Below are 23395 nucleotides of genomic sequence, written 5' to 3' on the forward strand. Positions count from 1 at the left end.
GCGTATGCGTCGGTTAGCTTACCGGTGCCTGATACGCTGCCAGCGCCTGACCGAGAATCTCGCCGGCCCTGCTTTGTGCAATGTGCCGGCCGATTGCCGCGAGGTCGGTGTCGCCGGAGGTGGCGATCAACGCGTAGCTCTGCTTCGCCTGTCTCCAGGTCACCACCTGCATCGTGTTGACGTCCTGCTGCGCGAGCGCGGCATCCGGCTTGTCATCTGTCATCACGCATAGCGAAACCGGCAAGCCTTTCTCCGGCAGGTAGACGATCTGCACCAACGGCTTGTCGTTAAAGCGCAGCCGTTGCACGCGCTTGAACGTCAGTCCGAGCGAACGCAGGTCCGGCACGTGGATCGACAGTCCGTCGTCGCGGCGAATGTCTTCGACGATGTGCGCAAGGCCGGTAATCGGCAAGTCGGACGCAACGGTTTCCCGCGTATAGAGCCGTTGATAATTGACCGCTGCGATGATCCACGGCGATACGCCTGCCGGCATAGCCTGCTGTGAAAGCGTTTGCCCCACACCGCCGGGCGCGCTGCTTCCCGCGAGGCGCAGCACGACGGCGCCACAGAACGCACCGGTCACGAATGCGAGCGCGGCCAACGGAACCGCGGCGCGAATGCGTGCGCGCACCGGCCGGGCCCACTGAATACCTGTGTCGGAGCCTGAAGCCCCGGACGGCCCGCGCATACGCAAGGACCACGGGCTGCGGCCGCTCGCGCGCGAAGCCCACGCCGCGGCACGATCGTTCCTGCCCACGGCTCTCATGCCAGGAGCCGGCGTTTGCGCTTCTATCAACTGCGCAACGTTGCGCGTGAGGCTTTCCGGAACCGGTGGCAGTTGCTGATGCTGGAACGCCCGCCGATACGGCAACGCCGACGCCCTGAGCAATGCGACGCGTTCGGCGACATCGGCCGAGACGACGATTGTGCGTTCGACTTCCTTGCGCTCGCGCGGCTGCAAATTGCCGTCGACGTACGCCATGAGCAGGATGTCGTCCATAGTCAAGCCCCCTGGTCTCTGCTATTACTCATTACTCGCGCGAGCCACGCTTTTTTGTTTTTCGCTGAACAGGGCCCCGATGGTTTGACGGGCCCGCGAGAGGCGGCTCATGACGGTCCCGATAGGGACTCCCAGGGTTTGAGCCGCTTCCTGATAGCTGAGGCCCTCGACCGCTACCAGCAGCATCACCACGCGTTGCGCGTCGGGTAGCCGCTGCACGGCTTCGACAATCTGTCCGTCCATCGCGTGTTGTTCAGGCGTGCGCGCGGCGGGGTCGGCGACTGTTTCGAGAAATTCGTCGTCCCAATCCATGCCCGAGCGACTGCGCACGCTGCGCGCACGCAACTCGTTTATCCATGTGGACTGCACGATCGAAAACATCCAGCTAAGCGGCGCGGTGTCCGGCTGAAGCTGATGCGCGCGTTCGAGCGCCCGCACGCAGGCGCGCTGCACGAGGTCTTCGGCGTCGTGCCGGTCGCCCGAAATGCGCAGCGCGAATGTCCACAGGCGTGGAAGCATCGACGGAAGCAGGGCGGACAGATCTGCCGCGGTCATCGAATCGGTCCATCGCCGGATACCATGCGGCCGCCGTCCGCCGGCGCAGGCGTACGCGCGGTATGTTCAAGCAGGTACGCGACCTTCGTTCGCACCGCGGGTCGCGGCCGCGCCGTACTGCGTTTCGATTCGTGCGTGCCGCATGCGGCCGGCTGCGATGTCTGGTCTGTTTCCATGGAACGATGCGGATGCGCTGGCTAGTCGACATCACATAAACACGCGTAGCGGGTGATCTATTCCATCGCGGCAAGCGATGCAGGATGACAAGGACTGAACACGCGTGCTCTAGCCGTTTGCGCGCGAACGTGATTTCGAACGCCAATGCCAATGCCAATGCCCACGCCGCCCGTTCACGGCCCGCAAGCGTCAGCAAGCCGCTCGCTCAGCGCACGAAGAAACGCGGTTCTGTCGACGGTGGCGGGAAGTGCATCGGCGAGCCGGTTGTGAAAGGTCGCGGTGTCGACGCCCAGCGCAGCCCGCTGCGCGACGATGCGGGCGACGGGCCCAATATGCGTTGCAAGCTGCCGTGCGGCTGCTTCGATATGCGCGGCATCGGGCACGCGTGCATGAGCCGAAGTGCCGCGTGCCGCAGGTTGAATACTCTCGCTCACCGGCCGCGAAGACGCGCTTCCCTGCCCGGCAGTATGCCGTTGCAACAGCGTGTCGAATTGATGACGTGTCGCTTCGTCGGGAAGATGACGCGCGAGTTGTGCCGCCAGCATGCGCGGGTTCGTTGCGTGTGCCGCCGCCCGCCGCACGAGCAGCGACGCAACCGGCCCAACGTGGTGCGCGAGCCGCTCTTCGAGCTGCGCCAGCAATTCCGGAGGCCAGACGACAGAATCGGCGGATACCGCGTGAGCCGTAGCGGTGGCGGCCCCTGGTGAAAGCGGTGGTGCAAGCGCCTCGCGATTCACCGGCCTCGCGACCACCGTCTCGTCCGGATCGCGTTCTGCCGCGAGCGTATCCAGCAGGCTCAGCAACTCCGCGCGCCAGCTTTGCGCGGACAGGTAGCGTGCCTCGGGCTCCTTTGCAAGCGCCTTGCGCACCATCGCATCGAGCGAGGCGGGAAGGCCAGGCGTTTCGCTCGACGGCGCCGGCGGCATGCCGTTCAACACCTGTTGCATGACAGCCGCCGATGAGCCGGCGAACGGGCACTTGCCGGTCAGCATCTCGTACAGCACGACGCCCGCGGAAAACAGATCGCTGCGTGCGTCGATCGGTGCGCCCGTGTACTGCTCGGGCGACATATACGCAGGCGTGCCGATCATCATGCCTATCTGCGTCAGACGGCACGTGTCCAGTTGCGCGATGCCGAAGTCGGCGATCTTGCATTCGCCACGCGGCGCAATCAGCAGATTGGCGGGCTTGATGTCGCGATGGATCACGCCAGCCTCGTGCGCATACGCCAGCGCGTCCAGCAACTGCGCGAACCACGCGAGCGTGCGCACGAGCGGCAATCTCGTGCCATGCAGGGCCTCTTTCGCGAGCCGTGCGGCGAGCGTTTCTCCGCGCACATATTCGAGTGCGATAAACGGGACGCCGTCGGCCTCGCCATAGTCGAACACACCGACGATATGCGGGTGCACGAGCCGCCCGGCCGCGCGCGCCTCGTTGATAAAGCGCGCGGGCAGTTCCGCGTCGGCTGCGCTGCTCCCTTGCTGCGAGTCGCGCAGCAACTCGGGGTTGATCGTCTTGAGTGCGACTTGCCGCTGGATATGCGGGTCGGTGGCGAGATAAACGGTGCCCATCGCGCCGCGGCCAAGCACGCCATCGACCAGATAACGGCCGATCTGCCGCGGCGCTCCGCTCGTCGCGGTCATGGTTGCAAGCCGTGCGGCACGGTTGCGGCCGCACCGGTCTCGTCGAGTATCTCGAAGGCCGTCACGAGACTGGTGCGCATTCTTCCGAACGACACCGCGAGCGAAGCGATCTCGTCGCTACCGCGTGTGGGTAAGTCCACTTCGCCGAGTTTGCCGAGGCTGACTTCGTCGGCGGCACGCGAGAGAGCCTGCAGGCGCCGCGTGACGAGCACATGCACCATCACGTTCAGGACCACCAGCACGACCGCGAACACGACGCTCAGGGCGGTCATGAAGCTGCGCCACAGCGCCCGGCCGCGCGCGATCGATTCCGACATCGGCACCGACACGAACTCTGCGCCGATCACGTCGTTCATGGCCCAGCCAAAACCGTTCGCCGGCCCGTACTTGTCGAGCATGGTGCGCGGCGCCGCCGACGGCGTGCTGTGACACTGCATGCAGGCGGCGTCCGTGATCCGGCTGGGACGCGCCAGAAACAGCAGATGTTCGCCGCCGGGAGTGCGCCGCTCGCCAGTCACCTCTTTCAGCGCGGGCTTGTCGTGCAGATGCGCAATCACTTCGGTTTCCCAATCGGTTGGGCGATCGCGTAGGTTGGTCGGATTGAGCATCGTCGAACGATACGAGAAGTTCGGGAACGCGCCCTGCAACGTATTCAGCATTTCAATCGCGGAGAACGCGGGCACGGACTCGGGCACGAACGAGTATTGAATCTGTGTCGAGAGTAACGGCGTGATGTGCTGAGCCGTGTAATTCTGCATCGCCTCGGCGGCGCTCATCAGCACATTGGCGTCGTGCCGGGTTTCGTCGAGCGACTGCTGCTGCAGCACATGATTTGCGACGATGCCCGCCGCGCTCAGTCCAATCGCGAAGATTGCGATGAACACGAGATTGAACTTGATGGCGAGTGACAGCTTCATGGTCGAGCCCGTGCGGATGAGTAGGACGAGTAGGCAGAAACGGGAGCGGCTGTGCCGGCCCGCCACGCAGGTCGCGGATGTGGCTGCAGGAGCGGCCGCCAGTCCGGCAGATCGTGCAGGTGTTGGCGGATGTCGCGGCGGAACGCCGGATCTGACAGGCGTGCGCCGAAGCGTTGAGTAAAGCGCGTGGCCGGGTCTGTTCGCACCGCAAGCGCGCTGCCGAGCCAGTCGGACACGTCCGCGTAGGTCACGGGGCGCGAGCCGGCTGCCGATGGGCTCGCCGGGCGCGGCGCGGCCGACGCGCCCGGCTCGGGTCGCAGCGGCAGCGGGCGCAGCGCGTCGCGGAACGCGAGCGGCATCGCGGCCACGAATGCGGGGTCAAGGCGTGCCGAAACGATAACGCGTGCGTTGGCTTTCGAAAGCTGCGCGAACTGATGAGTTGATATCGCCGTCCGCGCGGGCTCGCCATGCGGCTTGCCGAGCGTGACCAGTTGTGCGGACCCGCTTTCGCAGAACACAGCGTTCGCGTCGTCGCCGGCATAAGCCGGCGTGGACGCGGCAATCACGAGCGCGCTGCGTTCGGCCGGCGTGACACGCATACGCTCAGTCTCAACGACAGGCACCGCGCAATTGGCCGCGGCGCAAACATGCTGCACCTTCAGCCAGCCGCGTAGCAGCGCGACATGGCCATCGCGCGCGAGCAACACCCGAGTGTCACTTCCCATCGCAAGCACATTGCCCGTTTCGTCCTGCATCTGAACGATGCCATTGGAATCGGGCGGAGTTTCGACGATATCGTCTGGCGCGAGCCGTTGGCCTGAGCCGGCCCGATACACAGTGCTTTCGTGGATCGTCGTCACCGGTGCGCCGGTTTGCACGATCGTCCAGCCGGCGTGCGCATACGGTGCGAGCGCGAGCAGGCAGAGGGGTAAGAGCCGCATCGGTGCAATCGCAATTGGGCGCAAGCGTGTGGGATCTTCGGATGATGTCATTGCGTGCCGTGTACTGAAGCCACTGTTCGATAACCACTGTTGCTGACTGAACAGCCGGCTGCCCCGATTTATTCCGGCACGTCACGACGAATGTCGCGGCGTCGCGCGCTCGCGTGGGTTCCCGCGAATTTTCAAAGCAATCATTCGAGCGACGGAATATTCACGCCGGCCCAGATGTTCTGGTTGCGGAATGCGGTTGCGTCGATGGACGAAAGCTCTAGCAGATCGATTCACAAATCACGGAATAGATCGCGAGTCTGCGCTGTTGTGTGAGCGTGGACGACGGCCGGGCACCAGCACCCGGCTCATTCGAATCCCGAACCTGAATGCATCCAGAGGAACGAGCGTATGGCAACGAGACAGAGCAGTCAGAAATTCATTGCGCGAAATCGTGCGCCGCGCGTACAGATCGAATATGACGTCGAGCTGTACGGTGCGCAGAAGAAAGTGCAGATACCGTTTGTGATGGGCGTGATGTCGGACCTCTCCGGCGCGAACAGCGGCGATCTTCCGCCGATAGAAGAGCGCAAGGCATTGGAGGTGGATGTCGATAACTTCGACAACCGCATGCAGTCGATGAAGCCGCGAGTGAACTTCAACGTTCCGAATACGCTGACTGGCGAAGGCAATCTCGAAGTGGACATGACGTTCGAAAGCATGGACGACTTTTCGCCCGCGGCAGTCGCGCGCAAGGTCGATGCGCTCGCCAAGCTGCTGCAGGCACGCACGCAACTGGCGAACCTGGGCACTTATCTCGACGGCAAGGCCGGCGCGGAAAAACTGATTGCCGAGGCGCTCAAGGACCCGGCGCTGCTGCAATCGCTAAGCGCCGCTCCGAAGCCCGTTGACACCGAACCCGGACAGGAGTGAGCGCGATCATGGAAAGTCAGAAGCAGTTGGACACAGCCGCGCAAGGCACCCTGAGCGAAACCAGCGACTTCGCCGCGCTGCTCAACAAGGAGTTTCGCCCGAAGAACGAACGCGCGAGAGAGGAAGTCGAGGCGGCAGTGCGCACGCTCGCCGAGCAGGTGCTGCAGGATTCGAACATCGTCTCCGACGACGTCACGCAAACCATCAATGCGTATGTTGCGGAGATCGACCGCAAGCTCAGCGAGCAGTTGAACCGCATCATGCATCACGAGGAATTCCAGAAGCTGGAAGGCGCGTGGCGTGGCCTGCATCATCTGGTCACGAACTCGGAGACCGATCCGATGCTCAAGATCCGCGTGCTGAATGTGTCGAAGAAGGAGTTGGGCAAGAACCTCAAGCGCTTTAAAGGCGTTGCATGGGATCAGAGCCCCGTGTTCAAGCGCGTTTACGAAGAAGAGTATGGTCAGCTTGGCGGCGAACCGTACGGCTGCCTGATCGGTGATTACTACTTCGATCACAGTCCGCAGGATATCGAGCTGTTGCGCGGCATCTCACAGGTGGCCGCCGCGGCCCACGCACCGTTTATCTCCGCCGCCGGTTCCACCTTGCTCGGCATGGAGAACTGGAGTGAGCTCGCCAACCCGCGCGATCTGTCGATGATCTTCACGACGCCGGACTACGCTGGCTGGCGCTCGCTGCGCGAAATGGACGACGCGCGCTACCTGGCGCTGACGATGCCCCGCACGCTTGCGCGGCTGCCTTACGGCGCAAAGACCGACCCTGTCGACGAGTTCGATTTCGAAGAAGACACGGAAGGCACCGATTCGTCGAAATACACATGGCAGAACGCGGCCTATTCGATGGCGGTGAATATCAACCGCTCATTCAAGCTATATGGCTGGTGCACGCGCATTCGTGGCGTGGAGTCGGGCGGTGCGGTCGAGAATCTGCCGGTTCACACTTTCCCGAGCGACGACGGCGGCGTGGATATGAAGTGCCCGACTGAAATTGCGATCACCGACAGGCGCTCGGCCGAACTCGACAAGATGGGGCTGATGCCGCTCGTGCATCGCAAGAACTCGGATGTCGCCGCGTTCATCGGCGCACAGTCGGTGGCGAAGCCGGAAGAGTACGACGATCCGTCGGCGACCGCGAATTCCAATCTCTCGGCGCGGCTGCCGTACATGTTCGCGTGCTGCCGCTTTGCGCACTACCTGAAGTGCATCGTGCGCGACAAGATCGGTTCGTTCAGCACGCGTGAGCAGATGGAGAGCTGGTTGTCGAACTGGGTGATGAATTACGTCGACGGCGACCCGGTGAATTCGAGCGAAGAAACCAAAGCACGCAAGCCGCTCGCCGCCGCGCAGGTCGTGGTGGAGGAAGTGGAGGGTAATCCCGGCTACTACACGTCGAAGTTCTTCCTCAAGCCGCATTATCAGTTGGAAGGCCTGACCGTGTCGCTGCGGCTCGTGTCCCGCCTGCCGTCCGCGCTCGCAGCGTAGGCGTCCCGCACCACGTCACCATGCAGAAAACCCGTCCGCGGCGCAAACGCCACGGGCTCCACGTTCGCCGCACCGGCGAGCACACTCATTAGCAACGGGAAGAGGTCAATATGGCATTCGATATGCACCTGAAATTCGGCGCTGGTTCGGTCACGATCCAGGGCGCGTCCAACCATTCGAAGCACAAGAACGAGGTGCCGATCATCGCGTGGTCCTGGGGCGTCAGCAACACCGGCAACCTTCACACTGGCGCGGGCTACGCGTCCGGCGGCAAGGCGAACATTCAGGACATCACCATCACCAAATACGTCGACAGCTGTTCGAACGCGATTCTCAACGCCTGCTGCACGGGCGCGCGCCTCGACACTGCCTATCTGTACGTGACCAATGCGACCGGTCAGCAAACGGACTTCCTGACAATCGAATTGAGCGAAGGCGTGCTGATTACGTCGGTGGCGACCGGCGGCAGCGGCGGCGATGAGCGTCTGACCGAAAACATCACGCTGCACTTCGGCAAGTTCAAGTATTCGTTCCAGCCACAGGACGACGAAGGCAAGGCAAGCGGCGGCACGAAGGACTTCACGTTCGACATCCAGCAGGTCGCCAAACAGTAAGCAAGCTGAGGTGCGCGACGACAAGGTGATTCGCACGATAAGGATACCGAACGGATGGCGGAGCTAACCCCTCAGGAGCGCTTGCAGCCCTCGTTGCTCGACCGGCTCACCGACATGGCGCCGGACGAGCCCGACGAGAGCCGCGAGCAGCGCGTGATCACGGCGGCGCGCCTGCGCGAGTATGTGACGCGTGACATTGCCGCGCTGCTGAACTGCACGCGGCAGTGGGACAGCGACGGTCTTCCGGGACTCGATCACGTCGCTAACTCCGTGCTGAACTTCGGTATTCCGGATCTGGCGGGCGCACCGTTGTCCGGCATCGACGCAGGCATGTTGCAGGAGCGTATCCGCACAGCGCTCATCGACTTCGAGCCGCGCCTGATTGCGGACACGGTGCAAGTGGCCGTGAATATCGACGACGCGGTAATGAACGCACGCTCGCTGAGTTTTCGGATCGAGTCGCAGATGTGGGCGCAACCCATGCCGCTTGCGCTCTATCTGCATACCGACGTCGATCTCGAGACCGGTGAATTCCGGGTCTCGCAACATTTCGGTTGACTATCATGGACCCACGTCTTCTCGGCTACTACAACCGCGAACTGCAGCATGTTCGCGAGATGGGCGCGGAATTCGCGAGCGCCTATCCGAAGATCGCGGGGCGCCTCGGCATGGAGGGCTTCGAATGCGCCGATCCCTACGTGGAGCGGCTGCTGGAAGGCTTCGCGTTTCTCGCCGCACGCGTGCAATTGAAGCTCGACGCGCAATACCCGGTGTTCACCCAGCATCTGCTGGAAATGATTTATCCGCACTATCTGCTGCCGATTCCGTCGATGGCGGTGGTGCAGATGCATCCGGACGCGACGCAAGATCTGCCCGCTGGCGGCCACACGGTCGCGCGCCACACGGTGATGCGCAGCCTGAAGGGTTTCGGCGACCGTACCGCGTGTGAGTACCGGAGCGCGCACGAGGTCACGCTGTGGCCGCTCGAACTCGCCGAGGCGCGCTATTTCGACACGCCGGCCGCGCTTGCCGCCGCCGGTCTCGTGCCGCCGCCAGGGCGCGAGGTCCGGGCGGGGTTGCGGCTGCGCTTCTCCACCCTCTCCGGGGTGCAGGCGAACATGCTGGCGCTCGACAGCCTTCCGATCCACTTGGCGGGAGCGGACGAACTGCCCAACGTCGTGTACGAGCAGATGCTCGCAAACGGTGCGGGCTACACGATCAGGGCGCGAGGCGCGCAGGAAGGCCAATTCGTCAGCGAGCATCACGACGCGGCGGCGCTGCGCGCAATCGGCTTCGGCGAACACGAGGCGATGCTGCCGTACGGCGACCGTTCGTTTAGCGGCTACAGACTGCTACAGGAATATTTCGCGTGCCCGGAGCGCTTTCGCTTCGTCGAATTCACAGGACTGCGCTCCGTGCTCGCACGGGCTCAGGGCAATGAGTTCGAGATCGTGGTGTGGCTCGACCGCGGTGCTGCCAGGCTGCATAACGCGCTCGACGCCGGCAACTTCAGGCTGTTCTGCACGCCCGCGGTCAACCTGTTCGAGCAGCGGGCCGACCGGATTCATCTTCAGCAAGGCAAGACCGAGTATCACGTGATCGGCGATCGCACCCGTCCGATGGATTTCGAGGTGCATAGTGTGCTCGACGTGCAAGGCTACGGCGACAGTCAGGAACCGCAGCAAAGCTTTTTGCCGTTCTATGGCGGCACGTCGCGCACCTGGCATCACGCCCAGTCGGCGTTCTATACGTTGCGCCGCGAGCCGCGTCTTCTTTCGGGGCGGCAATTGCAGAACGGCGCGCGCTCCAGCTATGTGGGCAGCGAGACGTTCATTGCGCTCGTCGACGCAAACGACGCGCCGTACCCGACCACGCTGCGTCAACTCGGCTTGCGGGTGTTATGCACCAATCGCGATCTGCCGTTGCATATGCCGGTCGGCAAGTCGTACACCGATTTCACACTGGACACCGACGCGCCGGTCGCATCGATTCGCTGCATCGCCGGTCCGACCCGGCCGCGCGCGCCGACCGCTACCGGCGAGACCGCGTGGCGGCTCATCAGTCATCTGCAATTGAATTACCTGTCGCTGTTCAACGAGAGCCGCGACGACAATGGCAGCAAGGATGGCAACGACGAAGGCGAGCAGAACGCCGCCGCATTGCGCGAGATGCTCGGCCTCTATCGCGACGAGTTCGACGCGGCGGCGCGGCGGAGGATCGAGGGCATCAAGCGGGTCGTCGCGAGAGCCGCCACGCGCCGCGTGCCGGTGCCCGGACCGATCACCTACGGGCGCGGGCTCGAAATCACACTGACGTGCAGCGACGCAGCCTTCGAAGGCAGCAGCGCGTTTTTGCTCGCGTCGGTTCTCCAGCATTTTTTCGCGCGCTACGTCTCGCTGAATTCGTTCACGGAGACCGTCTTGCGCACCTTCGAACGTAACGAGGTAGCCCGATGGCCCGCCACACCCGGCAAGCGTCCGATCCTCTAGCGCCCGATCCTCTGGCACTGGAAGCCGCGCTCAGCGAGCGGCCGTTCGACTTCGAGTTTTTCGAGGCAATGCGCCGGCTCGAATGCGCGTATCCGGACCGTCCGCGGCTCGGACATTCGACGAAGCCGGCCGACGATCCCGTGCGGCTCGCGCATGCGGCGACGCTCGAGTTTGCGCCGCGCGGCATCGAGCGCTTCGAGCGCGGAGCGGCGGGTTCGCCTGGCAAGCTATACGGGCTGTTTCTCGGCCTGTTCGGACCGAACGGTCCGTTGCCATTGCATCTGACCGAGCATGCGGTCGAGCGTCAGCGCAACGCGAAGGACACGTCCCTGGTGGCGTTCGCCGACATCTTTCATCACCGGATGCTGAGCCTTTTTTACCGCGCGTGGGCCGATGCACAGCCCACGGTTCAACTCGATCGTCCCGACGAAGACCGCTTTCGCACGTATGTCGGCGCGTTGATTGGAATGGCCGCGCCGCAACTGGAAGGACGCGATGCGCTGCCGGATCGGTACAAGCGCTTTTTTGCCGGCCGGCTGGTGCCGCAGGCGCGCAATGCCGAGGGGCTCAGGGGCTTTCTCGCGCATTACTTCGGCGTGCCGGTGGCGGTGCTCGAGTTCATGACCGGCTGGATGCAGTTGCCGCGCGACGCCCATCTGCGAATGGGCATTGCGGTGGCGTCATTGGGCCGCGACGCGACGCTCGGTGCGCACGTGCGCGGCGCGCAGCAGCGCTTTCGCTTGCGAATCGGGCCGTTGCCGCTTGGCGAGTTCAAGCGTTTTTTGCCGGGCGGCGATGCGCTCGCCGAACTGGTCGCCGCGGTCAAGCTCTACGTGGGCGGAGAAAAACGCTGGGACGTGCAGATCGTGCTCATGAAAGAAGAAGTGCCGGCGACGCATCTCGGCCAGATGGGTCGCATGGGTTTCAGTACATGGATGGGTCACTACACGAAGCCCGTCGATGCCGACGACGTCGTGCTGACGCCAGTCGACTGAGGCCATGCGAATGCATTGCACCGACGCGCTCGCGTCCTGACTTCCAACCGGCGGCATCACGCCGATCACCCCATTTCAAAGGATCGCCATCATGGCCGAGATCAGTCGCGGCGCGCTGTTCGGCAAGCTAAATTCGCTTGCCTACCGGAGCATCGAAAGCGCTACCGTGTTTTGCAAACTGCGCGGCAACCCGTACGTCGAAATCGCGCATTGGGTGCATCAGATCCTGCAATTGCAGGACTCCGATCTGCACCGGATCGTCAGGCGCTTCGGCGTCAACCCGTCGAGTCTCGCTCGCGATCTCACCGCAGCGCTCGAGCGTCTGCCGCCCGGCAATACGACGATCAGCGATCTGTCGGCCGACGTCGAGGAAATGGTCGAGCGCGCCTGGGTCTTTGCCACGCTGATGTTCGGCGAGGCCCAGGTTCGCACGGGGTATCTGCTCGTCGGCGCGCTGCGCACGCGCCATCTGCGTAACGCGTTGCTCGCGTTGTCGGCTGAGTTTGCGAAAGTGAAGGCGGAGGCGCTTGCCGACGCGTTCGGTGAGATCGTCGCGGGATCGCCGGAAGACCGCCTGGAGGCGACCGACGGCTTCCGTTTGGGCGCGGCGCCCGCGCCTGGCGAAAGCAGCGGCTCCATTGCGCCGGCGCAGATGGGAAGACAGCAGGCGTTGCAGCAATTCACGGTCGATCTGACGGCGCAGGCTCGCGACGGCAGTCTCGATCCTATCGTTGGCCGCGACGGCGAGATTCGCCAGGTCGTCGACATACTCATGCGCCGCCGGCAGAACAATCCGATGCTGGTCGGCGAGGCGGGCGTCGGCAAGACCGCCGTCGTCGAGGGCTTTGCGCTGCGGATCGCGCGCGGCGATGTGCCTCCGGCGCTGAAGGACGTGGTGGTGCGCACGCTGGATGTCGGTCTGCTGCAGGCCGGCGCCAGCATGAAAGGCGAATTCGAGAACCGGCTGCGCCAGGTGATCGACGAAGTGCAGGCGTCGCCCAGGCCGGTGATTCTCTTTATCGACGAGGCCCACACACTGGTTGGCGCGGGCGGCGCGGCCGGCACCGGAGACGCCGCAAACCTGCTCAAGCCGGCGCTCGCGCGAGGCACGCTGCGCACGATCGGCGCGACGACGTGGGCCGAATATCGCAAGCACATCGAAAAGGACCCGGCATTGACGCGGCGGTTCCAGACGGTGCCCGTCGACGAGCCGGATGAAGAAAAGGCCATTCTGATGATGCGCGGTGTCGCCAGCGTGATGGAGCAGCATCACCGCGTGCAGATTCTCGACGAGGCGCTCGAAGCGGCCGTCAGGCTGTCGCATCGTTATATCCCTGCGCGCCAGTTGCCGGACAAGTCGGTGAGCCTGCTCGACACCGCTTGCGCGCGGGTGGCGATCAGCCAGCATGCGACGCCCGCCGAAATCGACGACATGTCGAAGCGGATCGAGGCGCTGGAGACCGAACGGAACATCATCGAGCGCGAAAAGAGCGTGGGCATCGACGTGACGGCCCGCGAAGCGCGCGTCGCTGTTTCGCTCGACACGGAGCGCGCGCGCCGCTCGCAACGCGAGTCGGAGTGGGCGAGAGAGAAAGCGCTGGTTGAGCGGATTCTGACGCTGCGTGCGCAACTGCGCGGCGATAGCGCGGTGGTCGATGGGACAAGTGACGACGTCGCGCAGCCGGCAGAGGCCGAGCCGGATCGGATAACGCAAACGGGCGTGGCCTCTGCGCCCGACCCTTCCGCGCGCGCGGAAATGCTTGGGCGTCTCAGGCGCCTGCAAGCCGAACTCGCCGAACTCCAGGGCGAGGCTCCGTTGATCCTGCCGAGCGTCGACTACCAGGCGGTCGCGTCGGTCGTCTCCGACTGGACGGGCATTCCCGTAGGGCGGATGGTGCGCAGCGAACTGAAGACCGTGATGAATCTGGCGACTGTGCTGGGCGAGCGCGTGATCGGCCAGGACCATGCGATGGAAGCGATCGCGAAGCGGATTCAAACATCGCGCGCGGGCCTCGACAATCCCGATCGTCCGGTTGGCGTGTTCATGCTCGCGGGCACCTCGGGCGTCGGCAAGACCGAGACCGCGCTGGCACTCGCCGAGGCGCTGTACGGCGGCGAGCAGAACCTCATCACGATCAACATGAGCGAGTTCCAGGAGGCGCATACGGTGTCCACGCTCAAGGGCGCGCCGCCGGGCTATGTCGGCTATGGCGAGGGCGGCGTGCTGACAGAAGCGGTGCGTCGCAAGCCGTATTCGGTCGTGCTGCTCGACGAGATCGAGAAGGCGCATCCCGACGTGCACGAAGTGTTCTTTCAGGTTTTCGACAAGGGCGTGATGGAAGACGGCGAGGGCCGCTCGATCAATTTCCGCAACACGCTGATTCTGCTGACGACCAACATCGGCACCGAACTGATAGCGCAACTCTGCAGCCGCCCGGCCGCCATGCCGGATGCCGACGGGCTCGCGAAGGCGCTGCGCGAGCCGTTACTGGACGTGTTTCCCCCCGCGCTGCTCGGCCGGCTCGTGGCCATTCCGTACTTCCCGCTCAGCGCGGACATGCTGGCGCGAATCGTCACGCTGCAGTTGAACCGCATCAAGCGGCGCGTGGAGGAGCGCTACCGCGTGCCGTTCGACTATGACGACGCGGTCGTTCGCCTGATCGTCGGACGCTGTACCGAGAGCGAATCCGGCGGCCGGATGATCGACGCAATTCTCACCAACACGATGCTGCCCGCAATCAGCCGCGAGTTCCTTGCGCGCTTGATCGACGGCGGCGAGGTGCGGCAGGTTCGCGTGAGCGTGGAGCAGGGCGATTTTGCGTATTGGTTCGACTCCGCTGCGTGCCTCGATCAACCTGGTCTCTATGAGGAGGTTTGAAAGTTGAGAGCCATTCCAAAGGTCATTCATATCATCTGGATCGGCGGCGATATCCCGCAACGGAATCGCGATTGCATCGTCACGTTTCCGAGGATGAATCCCGACTGGGAAGTCAATCTCTGGATCGACGCCAACCAGTTGCTGACCGGCGAACGCCGCCGGCAGATCAGCGACCAGAACGGAGCGCAAGGCCTTGGGCGCGTTTCCGCGGCGCAATGGCAGGAAGTCGCACAGGTGCTGGGAAAAAAAGGAGGCGATGCAGCCACGATCCGCTATCTGGAAGAGTATCTGAATCAGCGCGGCGAGACCCTCCGAGGCATGCGCGCGACGCAGGTCAACTCGATCATCAACTTTTGCGAGGAGAACGGGATCAAGCTTCGCGAAGTGCAGCGCGACCTGAAAATGGGCAAGAACGCAGCGATTTATCGCAGGGAACTCGTCAATCGCGGCGCCAACTTCGGTTCGGCCAGCGACATTCTGCGCATCGAGATTCTTCTTCAGTACGGCGGCATTTATGCGGATACGGACGTCAGTTGCGTGAGTCCGCTCGGCGACATCGTCTGCCATCAGTCTTATCCGCGGTTTTCCGCCGTGAATCCCGTGTGGCACAACGGCGTAAGCGAAAACGACTGGACCAGCGCGGACTGGTGGCAAGCGAATATTCGCGGAGATCAACCGCCTCCCATCAGCAACTCGATCATTGCAAGCCACGCCGGCAGCAATGGCCTGAAGTCGTATAAAGCGCTGATATATAGCAGGTTCCGTTCGCTGAAAACCAACGACGAGCTGCGCACCGAGTACATGGAGGACGTGCGCCGCAGCACGATCAGGATGACCGGCCCCACGGCCGCGGCCGAGAGTTCGGGCTTCACGAAGCTGCGCGACCGGATGTTTGAGGACCAGGCCCGCTCGCAGCTTCCAGAGCAGAGTCTGGAGAACAAGATGTTCATGCGCGACAACTGGTATTTCCCCATGTACAAGGTCAGAGACAGCTACTTCCACGACTGGCTTTGACGCTCGAGTTGCAAGTCGCCCACATACAACCAGCGTCCCCCGCCGCGCGCGCCGATTTTTTTACTTCACGAGGAAGGAATAGATCGCGAGACCCGGCTGTTGTGTTCTTCGAGAGACGAACCAACCGCGTCGGGAGATAAGGCGATGCCAGCAGCAAAGAGCAACGATGGATTCGCGGAACTGTCGACACTGAGCGACAAGAATGTGGTGCAGTTCGTGACGAGGCTGATCCAGAACTTCGAGCACGGATCGAATCCCCGCTTCACATACAGGAACGTGCTGGCCGACGACGCGAAAGACAACAAGTCGAAGTCCGTGAACCTGATTTCGAACGCCGTCGTGATTCCGTGGACAGTGAGCGAAGAAGACGGTGCGCAGGACGTTCTGTTTCTGTCCGCGCATGTGAACGCCACGCTGAAAATCGGTCAGCTGAAAAAGACCTCGCCGCTCAAGATCAATGTCAGCAAGTTTCATCTGACGGTGCGGCGCAAGCGTGTGCAGGACACCATCGAGGACAGCGGCGTGACGGTCGATGTCGGACCCGAGTCGATCCACATCGGCGGTGCGAGTGACGGCGGCTGGGACAAGCGTAGCGACAACCTGGAAACGCTGCGCAAAAAGCTGATAGAGGATTCGGCGCTGCCCGCAAAAGAAACCTTGATCACAAAGGAAGCACTCAAAGAGATGCTTGACGGCTGGGTCTCGGTGTCGCGTTTCAAAAGCGAGATTCGCGAGAACTTCAGAACTTCGCTCGAAACACAGGTCGAGAAAAACGTGAAGTCCGCGGCGAACCTGCCGAGGTTCAGCGTGGACGTCGTCCTCTAGCACGCATGGACGCACGCACCATCGCGCAGCTTCGCGCGCCGCACTGACCGGCTCAGCACACAACCCCGCTTTCGTCAATCACATGGCTCACGCAATCACGCTCGCCTCGAACCTCGGCACCAGTCTGCTGTTCTCGAACATGACCGCGACAGAATCGCTCGGCCGTCTGTTTTCATACCGGATCGAGGCGATCAGCAAGAACCCGCAGGTCGATCTGCGCGCACTGCTCGGCACGCCGATGACCGTCAAGCTCGTCACCCCGCAGGGCTATACGCGGTACTTCAACGGCATGGTCAACGAGTGCGAGCAGGGCGGCTTCGTGAACATCGACAACGTGCGTTACGCCGTCTACACCTTCGGAGTCGTGCCGAAGGCGTGGTTGGCGACGCGCCGGCGCGACTGTCGCATCTATCGAAGCATGAGCGTCCCGCAGATCGTCAAATCGGTGCTCGCCGATGCCGGCTATGCGGACGTAAAACTGAGTTTGAGCGGCACTTACGCGCCGCGCGATTACTGCGTGCAATACCGCGAGAGCAGCTTCGATTTCATCAGCCGCCTGATGGAGCAGGAGGGCATCTACTACTTCTTCACGCATGCGGACGGTGTCCACACGATGGTGCTTGCCGACGCGCTCGGCGCGCATTCGCCTGTGTCCGGTTTCGAGCAGATTCCCTATGCGCCGCCGACCGGGCGCGGCAAACGCATGAAGGCGTCGATCAGCGACTGGACCACCGCGCGCGCGATGAATGCAACGCGTGTGCAACTGGACGACTACGACTATCTGAAACCGAAGGCGTCGCTGCTCGCCACCGAGGATGTCACCGATAAGGACGATGCCCACAGCGTGAGCGGTCTCGACATCTGCGACTACGCGTACGACTACGTCGGCCACGACCAGCGTCTGCAGGACGGTCAGCGCTACGCGCAGGTGCGCGCCGATGCGCTCAACGTGCCGATGCTGACGAGCGCCGGGCACACCGACGCATGCGGTGTCACCACGGGTGCGTTATTCAGGCTGAAGGACTTTCCGCTTGCGGACGCCAACCAGGAATATCTCGTGATCGAAACCGAGATGCGGCTCGTCGAGCCGGACTACGTGACGGGCGGCGGCGCGGACGAAGGCGAGGAACCGTTTCGCTGCGCGTTCAGCGCGATTCGCAGCCGTCAGCCGTTTCGCACGATGCCGCTCACGCCGCGCCCTGTGATTGCCGGCCTGCAGACCGCGGTGGTCGAAGGCAACACGCCGGAGGACATCGCAGTCGACAAGTACGGCCGTGTGCAGGTCACGTTCTTCTGGAACCGCCCGGCCAAACCAAACGCGCAGAGTTCTTGCCCGGTGCGCGTCGCGCAGATGTGGGCGGGCAAGCGCTGGGGCGCGCAGTTTATTCCGCGCGTCGGACAGGAGGTGGTAGTCAGCTTTCTCGACGGCAATCCGGACCGGCCGCTGATTATCGGCGGCGTCTATAACGCGGACAACATGCCGCCGTACAGCCTGCCCGAAAACCGCACGCAGAGCGGCGTCAAAAGCCGCAGCCACACCGGCTCCACCGAGGACTACAACGAAATCCGCTTCGAGGACAAAAAGGGCAGCGAAGAGGTGCTGATCCATGCGCAGAAGAATTTGCGCGAGGAATCGGAGCATGACCACGACGTGCAGGTGGCGCGCAATTACACGGTGACGGCCGGCAAGCAGATCAGGCTGGTGACCGGACTCGCGAGCATCACGTTGAACAGCACGGGTGAGATCGCGATCGAGGGCACCAACGTTACGGTGAATGGCGAACTGAACGTGGCGATGACGTCGGGGCTCGCGATGGAACTCAATTCCAAGGCGAATCTGAACATCAGTTCGATTGCCGCGATGGAGATTCTCTCCGAGGCCGACTGCCTCGTGCAGTCCACCAACCTGCAACTGATCGGCACGGCCACCGCGATACTCGGCGGCGCGGCGCCGATGATCCTGCCGCTATGACTACGCTTTTCGACGCTGCCCGGCAGATGCGGCTTTCCGCGCCGGCGAACGCCCGCCTGGAACCAGGCATGACGCCGCGCGCCGCCGTACAGACGCTGCTCGACGACGGACTCGCCGCCGACGCGCTGAGCCTGCTCGCGCGCCTCTTGCCGCGTCGCTACACGGTCGCGTGGGTATGTCAGTGCGCGAGCCGCCAGCCCCTCGGCGCGCACGACCGCGAAGGTGTCGCGCTTGCCGAAGCGTGGGTGCGCGATCCGGGCGAAGCGCAGCGCGCCGCCGCGGCGTCGTTTGCCAACGAGCACCGCTACCGGACGATCGGCGCATGGGCCTGTGCCTCCGCCGGCTGGACCGGCGGCAACCTGAATCCACGATACGGGCAGCCGACGCCGCCGCCCGAGCACCTGAGCGCGATTGCCGCCACGGCGGCCGTCAGCTACATGGCCGCGCTGGTCCCGGCGCAGATCGACGCGCGCCGCACCGCGTTCGTGCGCGACGCGCTGAGCCTGCTCGGCATCCCTAACGATATGGACGGAGCGACGCAATGAGCACCGCGCACAATCTGATTCTCTCGGTGCAGGGCGAACGGGCCGAGCGTCTCGGCGGCCGGCGCGAGTACGTGTTCGACTGTCGCGACGGCAGCATCGGGCGCTCGGAAGACTGCGACTGGGTGCTCGGCACCGAGGGTGTGTCGCGGCTGCACGCTCTGGTGCGCTATCTGAACGGCCTCTATTTCGTCGAGGACCGCAGCACCAACGGCATGCTGCTCAATGGTGCCGCTCTGCAAAGGGGCGATCCGGCGGCGCTGAAAAACGGCGACCGGCTGCAGATCGATACATTCGAAATCACGGTGCGTCTTTCCGGCGCGACGGCCGGGCAGGACGATACCTCGCGCGACGTTTCGCGCAACGTTTCAACAGATGCCCGCAAAGCGGCGGCGCCCGCGCCGTTGCCGCCAGCGTCGGCACCGCCGTTGCCGGCATCTCACGTGGGAGCGGGTCGCGTGCAGAACGCCGAGCCGCTCGATCTGGGTCTGCTGCTGCCGTCCGCGCGTGCCGGCGCATCTGGCGGCGCGGGGTTTGCGGAAGGGCTGATTCCCGGTGCGGCCGATGCCGCAGCGGCGGGCGCGAGTCTCGATCCGCTCGCGCTATTCGACGCGCCGCCTTCTTATTCCGACGAGGCTGCGCCCGCAGGTCCGCCTGCGCCGGACTGGAACCACATGCCGGCGGTCGCGGACCGCTTCCGCCCGCCGCAAGTCGAACTGCCGCGAACAAGCGGCCCGCTGCTGCCGGACGACTGGGACGCAACTGGGAGCCGCGTCGAACCGCGTTCCGGGCCGCAACGGGAGCCGGTCGATGTCGAGCCCGTCGCCGGGACGTCGGCGGATGTAGCGCAGGCGACGGACTCACGGCGGTCGGCGGATTGGCAGCATGCGTCGCCGGCTATGATGGATTCTCCGGCTCCGGCCGCCGCGCCGGTCTCATCGATTCCGACGGGCGCAGCGGCTCCGTCAGTCGATCCGGCGGCAGCGGCTCCGCTCACCGATTCGTCACCCACGCCGGCAACGTCGCCATCGACATCAGCATCAGCCACGCCACCGACGCCACCCACGACCCCCGACCCAACCCCCGCCACAACCAGCGCGTCCCCGCCAGCATCCGCCGATGCCGATGCCGAGGCGCAAGCGCAACAATTGACCGACATGCTCCACATCGCGGTCGACGCGATGATGGACGTGCTGCGCGCCCGCGCCGAGTTGAAGAACCGCTTCCGGCTGCCTGCAACGCTGATCCAGCGTTCGGAGAACAATCCGCTCAAGTTCGCGCCGACCGCGCAGGAAGCGGTCAGGCGGCTGTTCGCGCCGCCGGACGGCGGCTTCCTGTCCGGCAACGCGGCGCTCAACGATGCCGCCGCCGACATCCGCAATCACCAGATGGCCATGCTTGCCGGCGTGCGCTCGGCATTCCAGTCGATGCTGGCCCAGTTCGATCCCGCGCGCATCGAGGAGTCCGAAGGCCGCGCGCGACGCTTGCCGCTCGGCGGCCGGCCGCGCCACTGGGAGCGCTACAAGGAGCAGTTCGACGCGCTAACCCGAGACCCCGACGAATGCTTTCGGCGCCTGTTCGGCGACGAATTCGCGCGGGCCTACGAGCAGCAGCTCGCGCACCTCAAAGCCCGCGCGGCCGACGACCCGCAATAGTGACCCCAGCCACCGCGTCAGCGCACCGCCCGCAGCCGGGCGGCGCACACAGAACTCTTGACCGAACCGACGACATGACCCACCGCAACAAAGTCATATGGAGCGAAGGCCTGTTTCTGAGGCCGCAGCACATGCAGCAGCAGGAACGCTACTTCGAGCGCTACGTGGAACTGCGCGCGGGCGGGCTGCGCCCGCATGCGTGGGGCTTCCAGGAGCTCGAACTCGAACCCGACCTGCTCGCGATAGGCAAGCTCGGCATCAAGCGCGCGCGGGGCGTGTTTCCCGACGGCACGCCGTTTTCGATGCCGGGCGACGATCCATTGCCGGCGCCGCTCGACATCGATTCGAACTGGCGCGATCAGGTCGTTCACCTGAGCTTGCCGCTGCGCTCGTCCACGCGGGCAGACAGCGGATGGACCGGCGCGGGCGCCGCCGACCAGCTATTGCGCTATCGGGTTCGCGAGACGGAAGTGCACGATGCGTCCGGCAGCATGGAAGGGCTTACCGTGCTCGAAGTCGCGGGCATGAGCACGCGGCTCATGCCGGAGTCGCAGCCCGCCGAGGGACTGATGCAGATTCCGCTCGCCCGCGTGATCGAGTGCCGGGCCGACCGGCGCGTGACGCTCGACGACGGCTTCATGCCGAGCGCGTTGCAGACTCAGGCTGCCGAGCGTCTGGTGACGTTTCTGTCGGAACTGCTCGGCCTGCTTCACCAGCGCGGCGAAGCGCTCGCGAGCCGCGTCACGCAAACGGATCGGGGCGGCGCTGCGGAGATCGCCGACTTCCTGATGCTGCAGGTCATCAACCGTTACCAGCCGCTCGTTGCGCATCTGGCCGAAGCGCCGCTGCTGCATCCCGAAGCGCTGTACCGGCTGCTGCTCGAACTGGCCGGCGAACTGGCCACCTTCACCGCGCCGGCCAAGCGCGCGCAGAGCTTTCCGGCGTACCGGCACGAACTGCTGCGGGAGAGCTTCGAGCCGGTGATCGCCGCATTGCGGATCGCGCTGAGCGCCGTGCTCGAACAGAGCGCGGTGCCGATTCCGCTGCAGCAACGCAAGTACGGCGTGTGGGTCGGCGTCGTGCCGGATTCGACGCTCCTCGACACGGCAACCTTCGTGCTCGCCGCGCGAGCCGATATGAAAGCCGAGGACATGCGCCGGCAGTTGCCCACGCAATCGAAAATCGGGCCCGTGGAGAAAATCCGCGACCTCGTGAATCTGCAACTGCCGGGCATCGGCGTGTCGTCGATGGCGGTCGCGCCGCGCCAGTTGCCTTATACGTCCGGCTTCGTGTATTTCGAGTGCGACCGCGGTTCGGCGATGTGGCGAATGTTGAAGACATCCGGTGGCATCGCGATGCATTTCGGCAGCGGCTTTGCCGGCCTCGATCTTCAACTGTGGGCGGTTCGCGCATGAACACCGCCAATCGCAACGATGAGCCGGGCGGGCGCTTCGACGCCACCGTGATCCGTCCGCAGCCGCAAGCCGGCGCCGGCGACGCAACGCGCATCATGCCGCGGCATGCGCCTTCGCGCGGCCACGAGCAGGCCGCTTCTGCCGCGCCGCGTATCGAACTGCGCGAATTGATGAGCGGCGTCGTCAATCCGCTCGTGCGCGCGGCCAATCCGCTGCTGCTCCTCAGCGTGCAGTTGCGGCACAGCGTGGCGGCGCCCGCCGATGTCGCGCGGCTGCGCGAACAGGCCGTCGCGCACGTGCACAGCTTCGAGCGTCACGCGCAGGATGCCGGTGTCAACACGCAAACCGTGATGGCCGCGCGCTACGTGCTGTGCACCATGCTCGACGAAGCCGTGAACAACGCGCCGTGGGGCGACCTCAGCGGATGGGCGCAAAAGACGCTGCTCGTGACGTTTCACGGCGAGACCTACGGCGGCGCCAAGTTCTTCCAGATTCTCGACCGGCTGAGCGTGGACTTCTCGCGTCATCTGGATCTGATCGAGATGATGTACATCTGCCTCGCGCTCGGTTTCGGCGGACGCTATCTGGTGGAGCCGGGCGGCCTCGGCCGTCTGGCCGACATTCAGGACGATCTGTACCGCCGGATTCGCGGCTTGCGCGAAGCGCCCGCTGCCGAACTGGCGCCGCACTGGCGCGGCGTCGATGACCGCCGCAATCCGGTCATGCGTCATGTGCCGCTGTGGATCGCGGCTGCCGCGTCGGCGCTCATTGTGATCGGTGCGTTCCTGTACTTCTTCACGCGGCTGAATGCGCTCGCCGAACCCGTCGGCGCGCAGCTTGCCGCGATCGGCACAGGCAGCGCGCCGCCGCCCGCCGGGGCCCCTGCGCCCAGGCCCGCTCGCCCCAGCCTGAAGGCGCTGCTTGCGCCGCTCGAGCAATCCGGCGCGCTCGCCGTGGACGAGCAGGCCGACGGCCGCGACACGATACGCCTTGCGGCAGGCGCGCTGTTTCCTTCGGGCGGAGCGGATCTTTTACCCGACGAGATTCCGCTGCTGCGCCGCGTGGCCTCGGCGCTGAACCAGGTGCGCGGGCGCGTGATCGTGGTGGGCCATACCGACGATCAACCGGTGCACTCGCTCCGATTCAAGGACAACTTCGCGCTGTCGACGGCGCGCGCGCAGAACACGCTGGCGGTCCTTGCACAAGGACTCGACGATCCGCGCAGGCTGGAGGCAAACGGTGCCGGTTCGTCGCAGCCGATCGCGACGCCGGCCGATCTGCCGGCGAACCGGGCGCGCAACCGTCGCGTGGAAATTCTGTTTATCCCGGAGAACTGAACC

19 protein-coding genes are annotated in these 23395 nt (G+C 64.4%); 14 read left to right on the top strand and 5 right to left on the bottom strand.

Going from position 1 to position 23395, the window contains the following annotated elements; all coding sequences use genetic code 11:
- Positions 1-13: 13 nt before the first annotated feature.
- The 5 genes from P0D87_RS17830 to P0D87_RS17850 form a co-directional block, all read right to left on the bottom strand.
- A complete protein-coding gene (locus P0D87_RS17830; protein ID WP_082367158.1) occupies positions 14-1000 on the bottom strand; it encodes an anti-sigma factor family protein in 987 nt (328 codons plus the stop codon).
- 24 nt (positions 1001-1024) lie between these two features.
- Positions 1025-1555, bottom strand: coding sequence for an RNA polymerase sigma factor (locus P0D87_RS17835; protein WP_006049781.1), 531 nt, complete (start codon positions 1553-1555; stop codon positions 1025-1027).
- 350 nt (positions 1556-1905) lie between these two features.
- The gene (locus P0D87_RS17840; RefSeq protein WP_053860175.1) at positions 1906-3375 is read right to left on the bottom strand and encodes a serine/threonine-protein kinase; all 1470 of its coding nucleotides are present in this window, start codon (positions 3373-3375) and stop codon (positions 1906-1908) included.
- Positions 3372-4292 carry a Tll0287-like and HAMP domain-containing protein gene (locus P0D87_RS17845; protein WP_053860176.1) on the bottom strand — a complete coding sequence of 307 codons (921 nt, stop codon included), beginning with the start codon at positions 4290-4292 and terminating at the stop codon, positions 3372-3374. Before P0D87_RS17845 ends, P0D87_RS17840 begins: the two co-directional genes overlap by 4 nt.
- Positions 4289-5233, bottom strand: coding sequence for a hypothetical protein (locus P0D87_RS17850; protein WP_053860177.1), 945 nt, complete (start codon positions 5231-5233; stop codon positions 4289-4291). The genes P0D87_RS17845 and P0D87_RS17850 overlap by 4 nt, the downstream gene beginning before the upstream one ends.
- 399 nt (positions 5234-5632) lie before the next feature.
- On the opposite strand from P0D87_RS17850, the gene tssB reads away from it, so the two are divergent.
- The 14 genes from tssB to icmH all read left to right on the top strand — a co-directional run bounded on the left by tssB (position 5633) and on the right by icmH (position 23392).
- Entirely contained in the window at positions 5633-6154 is a 522-nt protein-coding gene (tssB, locus tag P0D87_RS17855; RefSeq protein WP_006049777.1) for a type VI secretion system contractile sheath small subunit, read from the top strand.
- 8 nt (positions 6155-6162) lie between these two features.
- Positions 6163-7656 carry a type VI secretion system contractile sheath large subunit gene (gene tssC, locus P0D87_RS17860; protein WP_408636976.1) on the top strand — a complete coding sequence of 498 codons (1494 nt, stop codon included), beginning with the start codon at positions 6163-6165 and terminating at the stop codon, positions 7654-7656.
- Positions 7657-7766: 110 nt separating this feature from the next.
- Complete coding sequence (locus tag P0D87_RS17865) at positions 7767-8270, top strand: Hcp family type VI secretion system effector (RefSeq protein ID WP_006049774.1); 504 nt, start codon at positions 7767-7769, stop codon at positions 8268-8270.
- A gap of 54 nt (positions 8271-8324) precedes the next feature.
- Positions 8325-8828, top strand: a complete 504-nt coding sequence (gene tssE, locus P0D87_RS17870; RefSeq protein ID WP_029970268.1) for a type VI secretion system baseplate subunit TssE — start codon at positions 8325-8327, stop codon at positions 8826-8828.
- 5 nt (positions 8829-8833) lie between these two features.
- Positions 8834-10759 carry a type VI secretion system baseplate subunit TssF gene (gene tssF, locus P0D87_RS17875; RefSeq protein ID WP_053860178.1) on the top strand — a complete coding sequence of 642 codons (1926 nt, stop codon included), beginning with the start codon at positions 8834-8836 and terminating at the stop codon, positions 10757-10759.
- Positions 10723-11754 carry a type VI secretion system baseplate subunit TssG gene (tssG, locus tag P0D87_RS17880; protein WP_053860179.1) on the top strand — a complete coding sequence of 344 codons (1032 nt, stop codon included), beginning with the start codon at positions 10723-10725 and terminating at the stop codon, positions 11752-11754. Before tssF ends, tssG begins: the two co-directional genes overlap by 37 nt.
- A 91-nt stretch (positions 11755-11845) precedes the next feature.
- Positions 11846-14632 (top strand): type VI secretion system ATPase TssH, encoded by a 2787-nt coding sequence (gene tssH / locus P0D87_RS17885; protein ID WP_053860180.1) that lies wholly within the window; start codon positions 11846-11848, stop codon positions 14630-14632.
- Positions 14633-14635: 3 nt separating this feature from the next.
- Positions 14636-15646 carry a TcdA/TcdB catalytic glycosyltransferase domain-containing protein gene (locus tag P0D87_RS17890; RefSeq protein ID WP_171800024.1) on the top strand — a complete coding sequence of 337 codons (1011 nt, stop codon included), beginning with the start codon at positions 14636-14638 and terminating at the stop codon, positions 15644-15646.
- A 144-nt stretch (positions 15647-15790) separates the two neighbouring features.
- Positions 15791-16471, top strand: coding sequence for a hypothetical protein (locus tag P0D87_RS17895; RefSeq protein WP_006049768.1), 681 nt, complete (start codon positions 15791-15793; stop codon positions 16469-16471).
- 82 nt (positions 16472-16553) lie between these two features.
- Positions 16554-18443, top strand: a complete 1890-nt coding sequence (gene tssI, locus P0D87_RS17900; RefSeq protein WP_053860182.1) for a type VI secretion system tip protein TssI/VgrG — start codon at positions 16554-16556, stop codon at positions 18441-18443.
- Complete coding sequence (locus P0D87_RS17905; RefSeq protein WP_029970274.1) at positions 18440-18988, top strand: DUF6931 family protein; 549 nt, start codon at positions 18440-18442, stop codon at positions 18986-18988. Before tssI ends, P0D87_RS17905 begins: the two co-directional genes overlap by 4 nt.
- Entirely contained in the window at positions 18985-20640 is a 1656-nt protein-coding gene (gene tagH, locus P0D87_RS17910) for a type VI secretion system-associated FHA domain protein TagH (RefSeq protein WP_053860183.1), read from the top strand. Before P0D87_RS17905 ends, tagH begins: the two co-directional genes overlap by 4 nt.
- 74 nt (positions 20641-20714) lie before the next feature.
- The gene (gene tssK, locus P0D87_RS17915) at positions 20715-22055 is read left to right on the top strand and encodes a type VI secretion system baseplate subunit TssK (RefSeq protein ID WP_029970276.1); all 1341 of its coding nucleotides are present in this window, start codon (positions 20715-20717) and stop codon (positions 22053-22055) included.
- Positions 22052-23392 carry a type IVB secretion system protein IcmH/DotU gene (gene icmH, locus P0D87_RS17920; protein ID WP_053860839.1) on the top strand — a complete coding sequence of 447 codons (1341 nt, stop codon included), beginning with the start codon at positions 22052-22054 and terminating at the stop codon, positions 23390-23392. The genes tssK and icmH overlap by 4 nt, the downstream gene beginning before the upstream one ends.
- Positions 23393-23395: the final 3 nt, after the last annotated feature.

It is taken from the genome of Paraburkholderia sp. RL17-368-BIF-A (genome assembly GCF_046054045.1).
GTDB lineage: Bacteria > Pseudomonadota > Gammaproteobacteria > Burkholderiales > Burkholderiaceae > Paraburkholderia > Paraburkholderia graminis.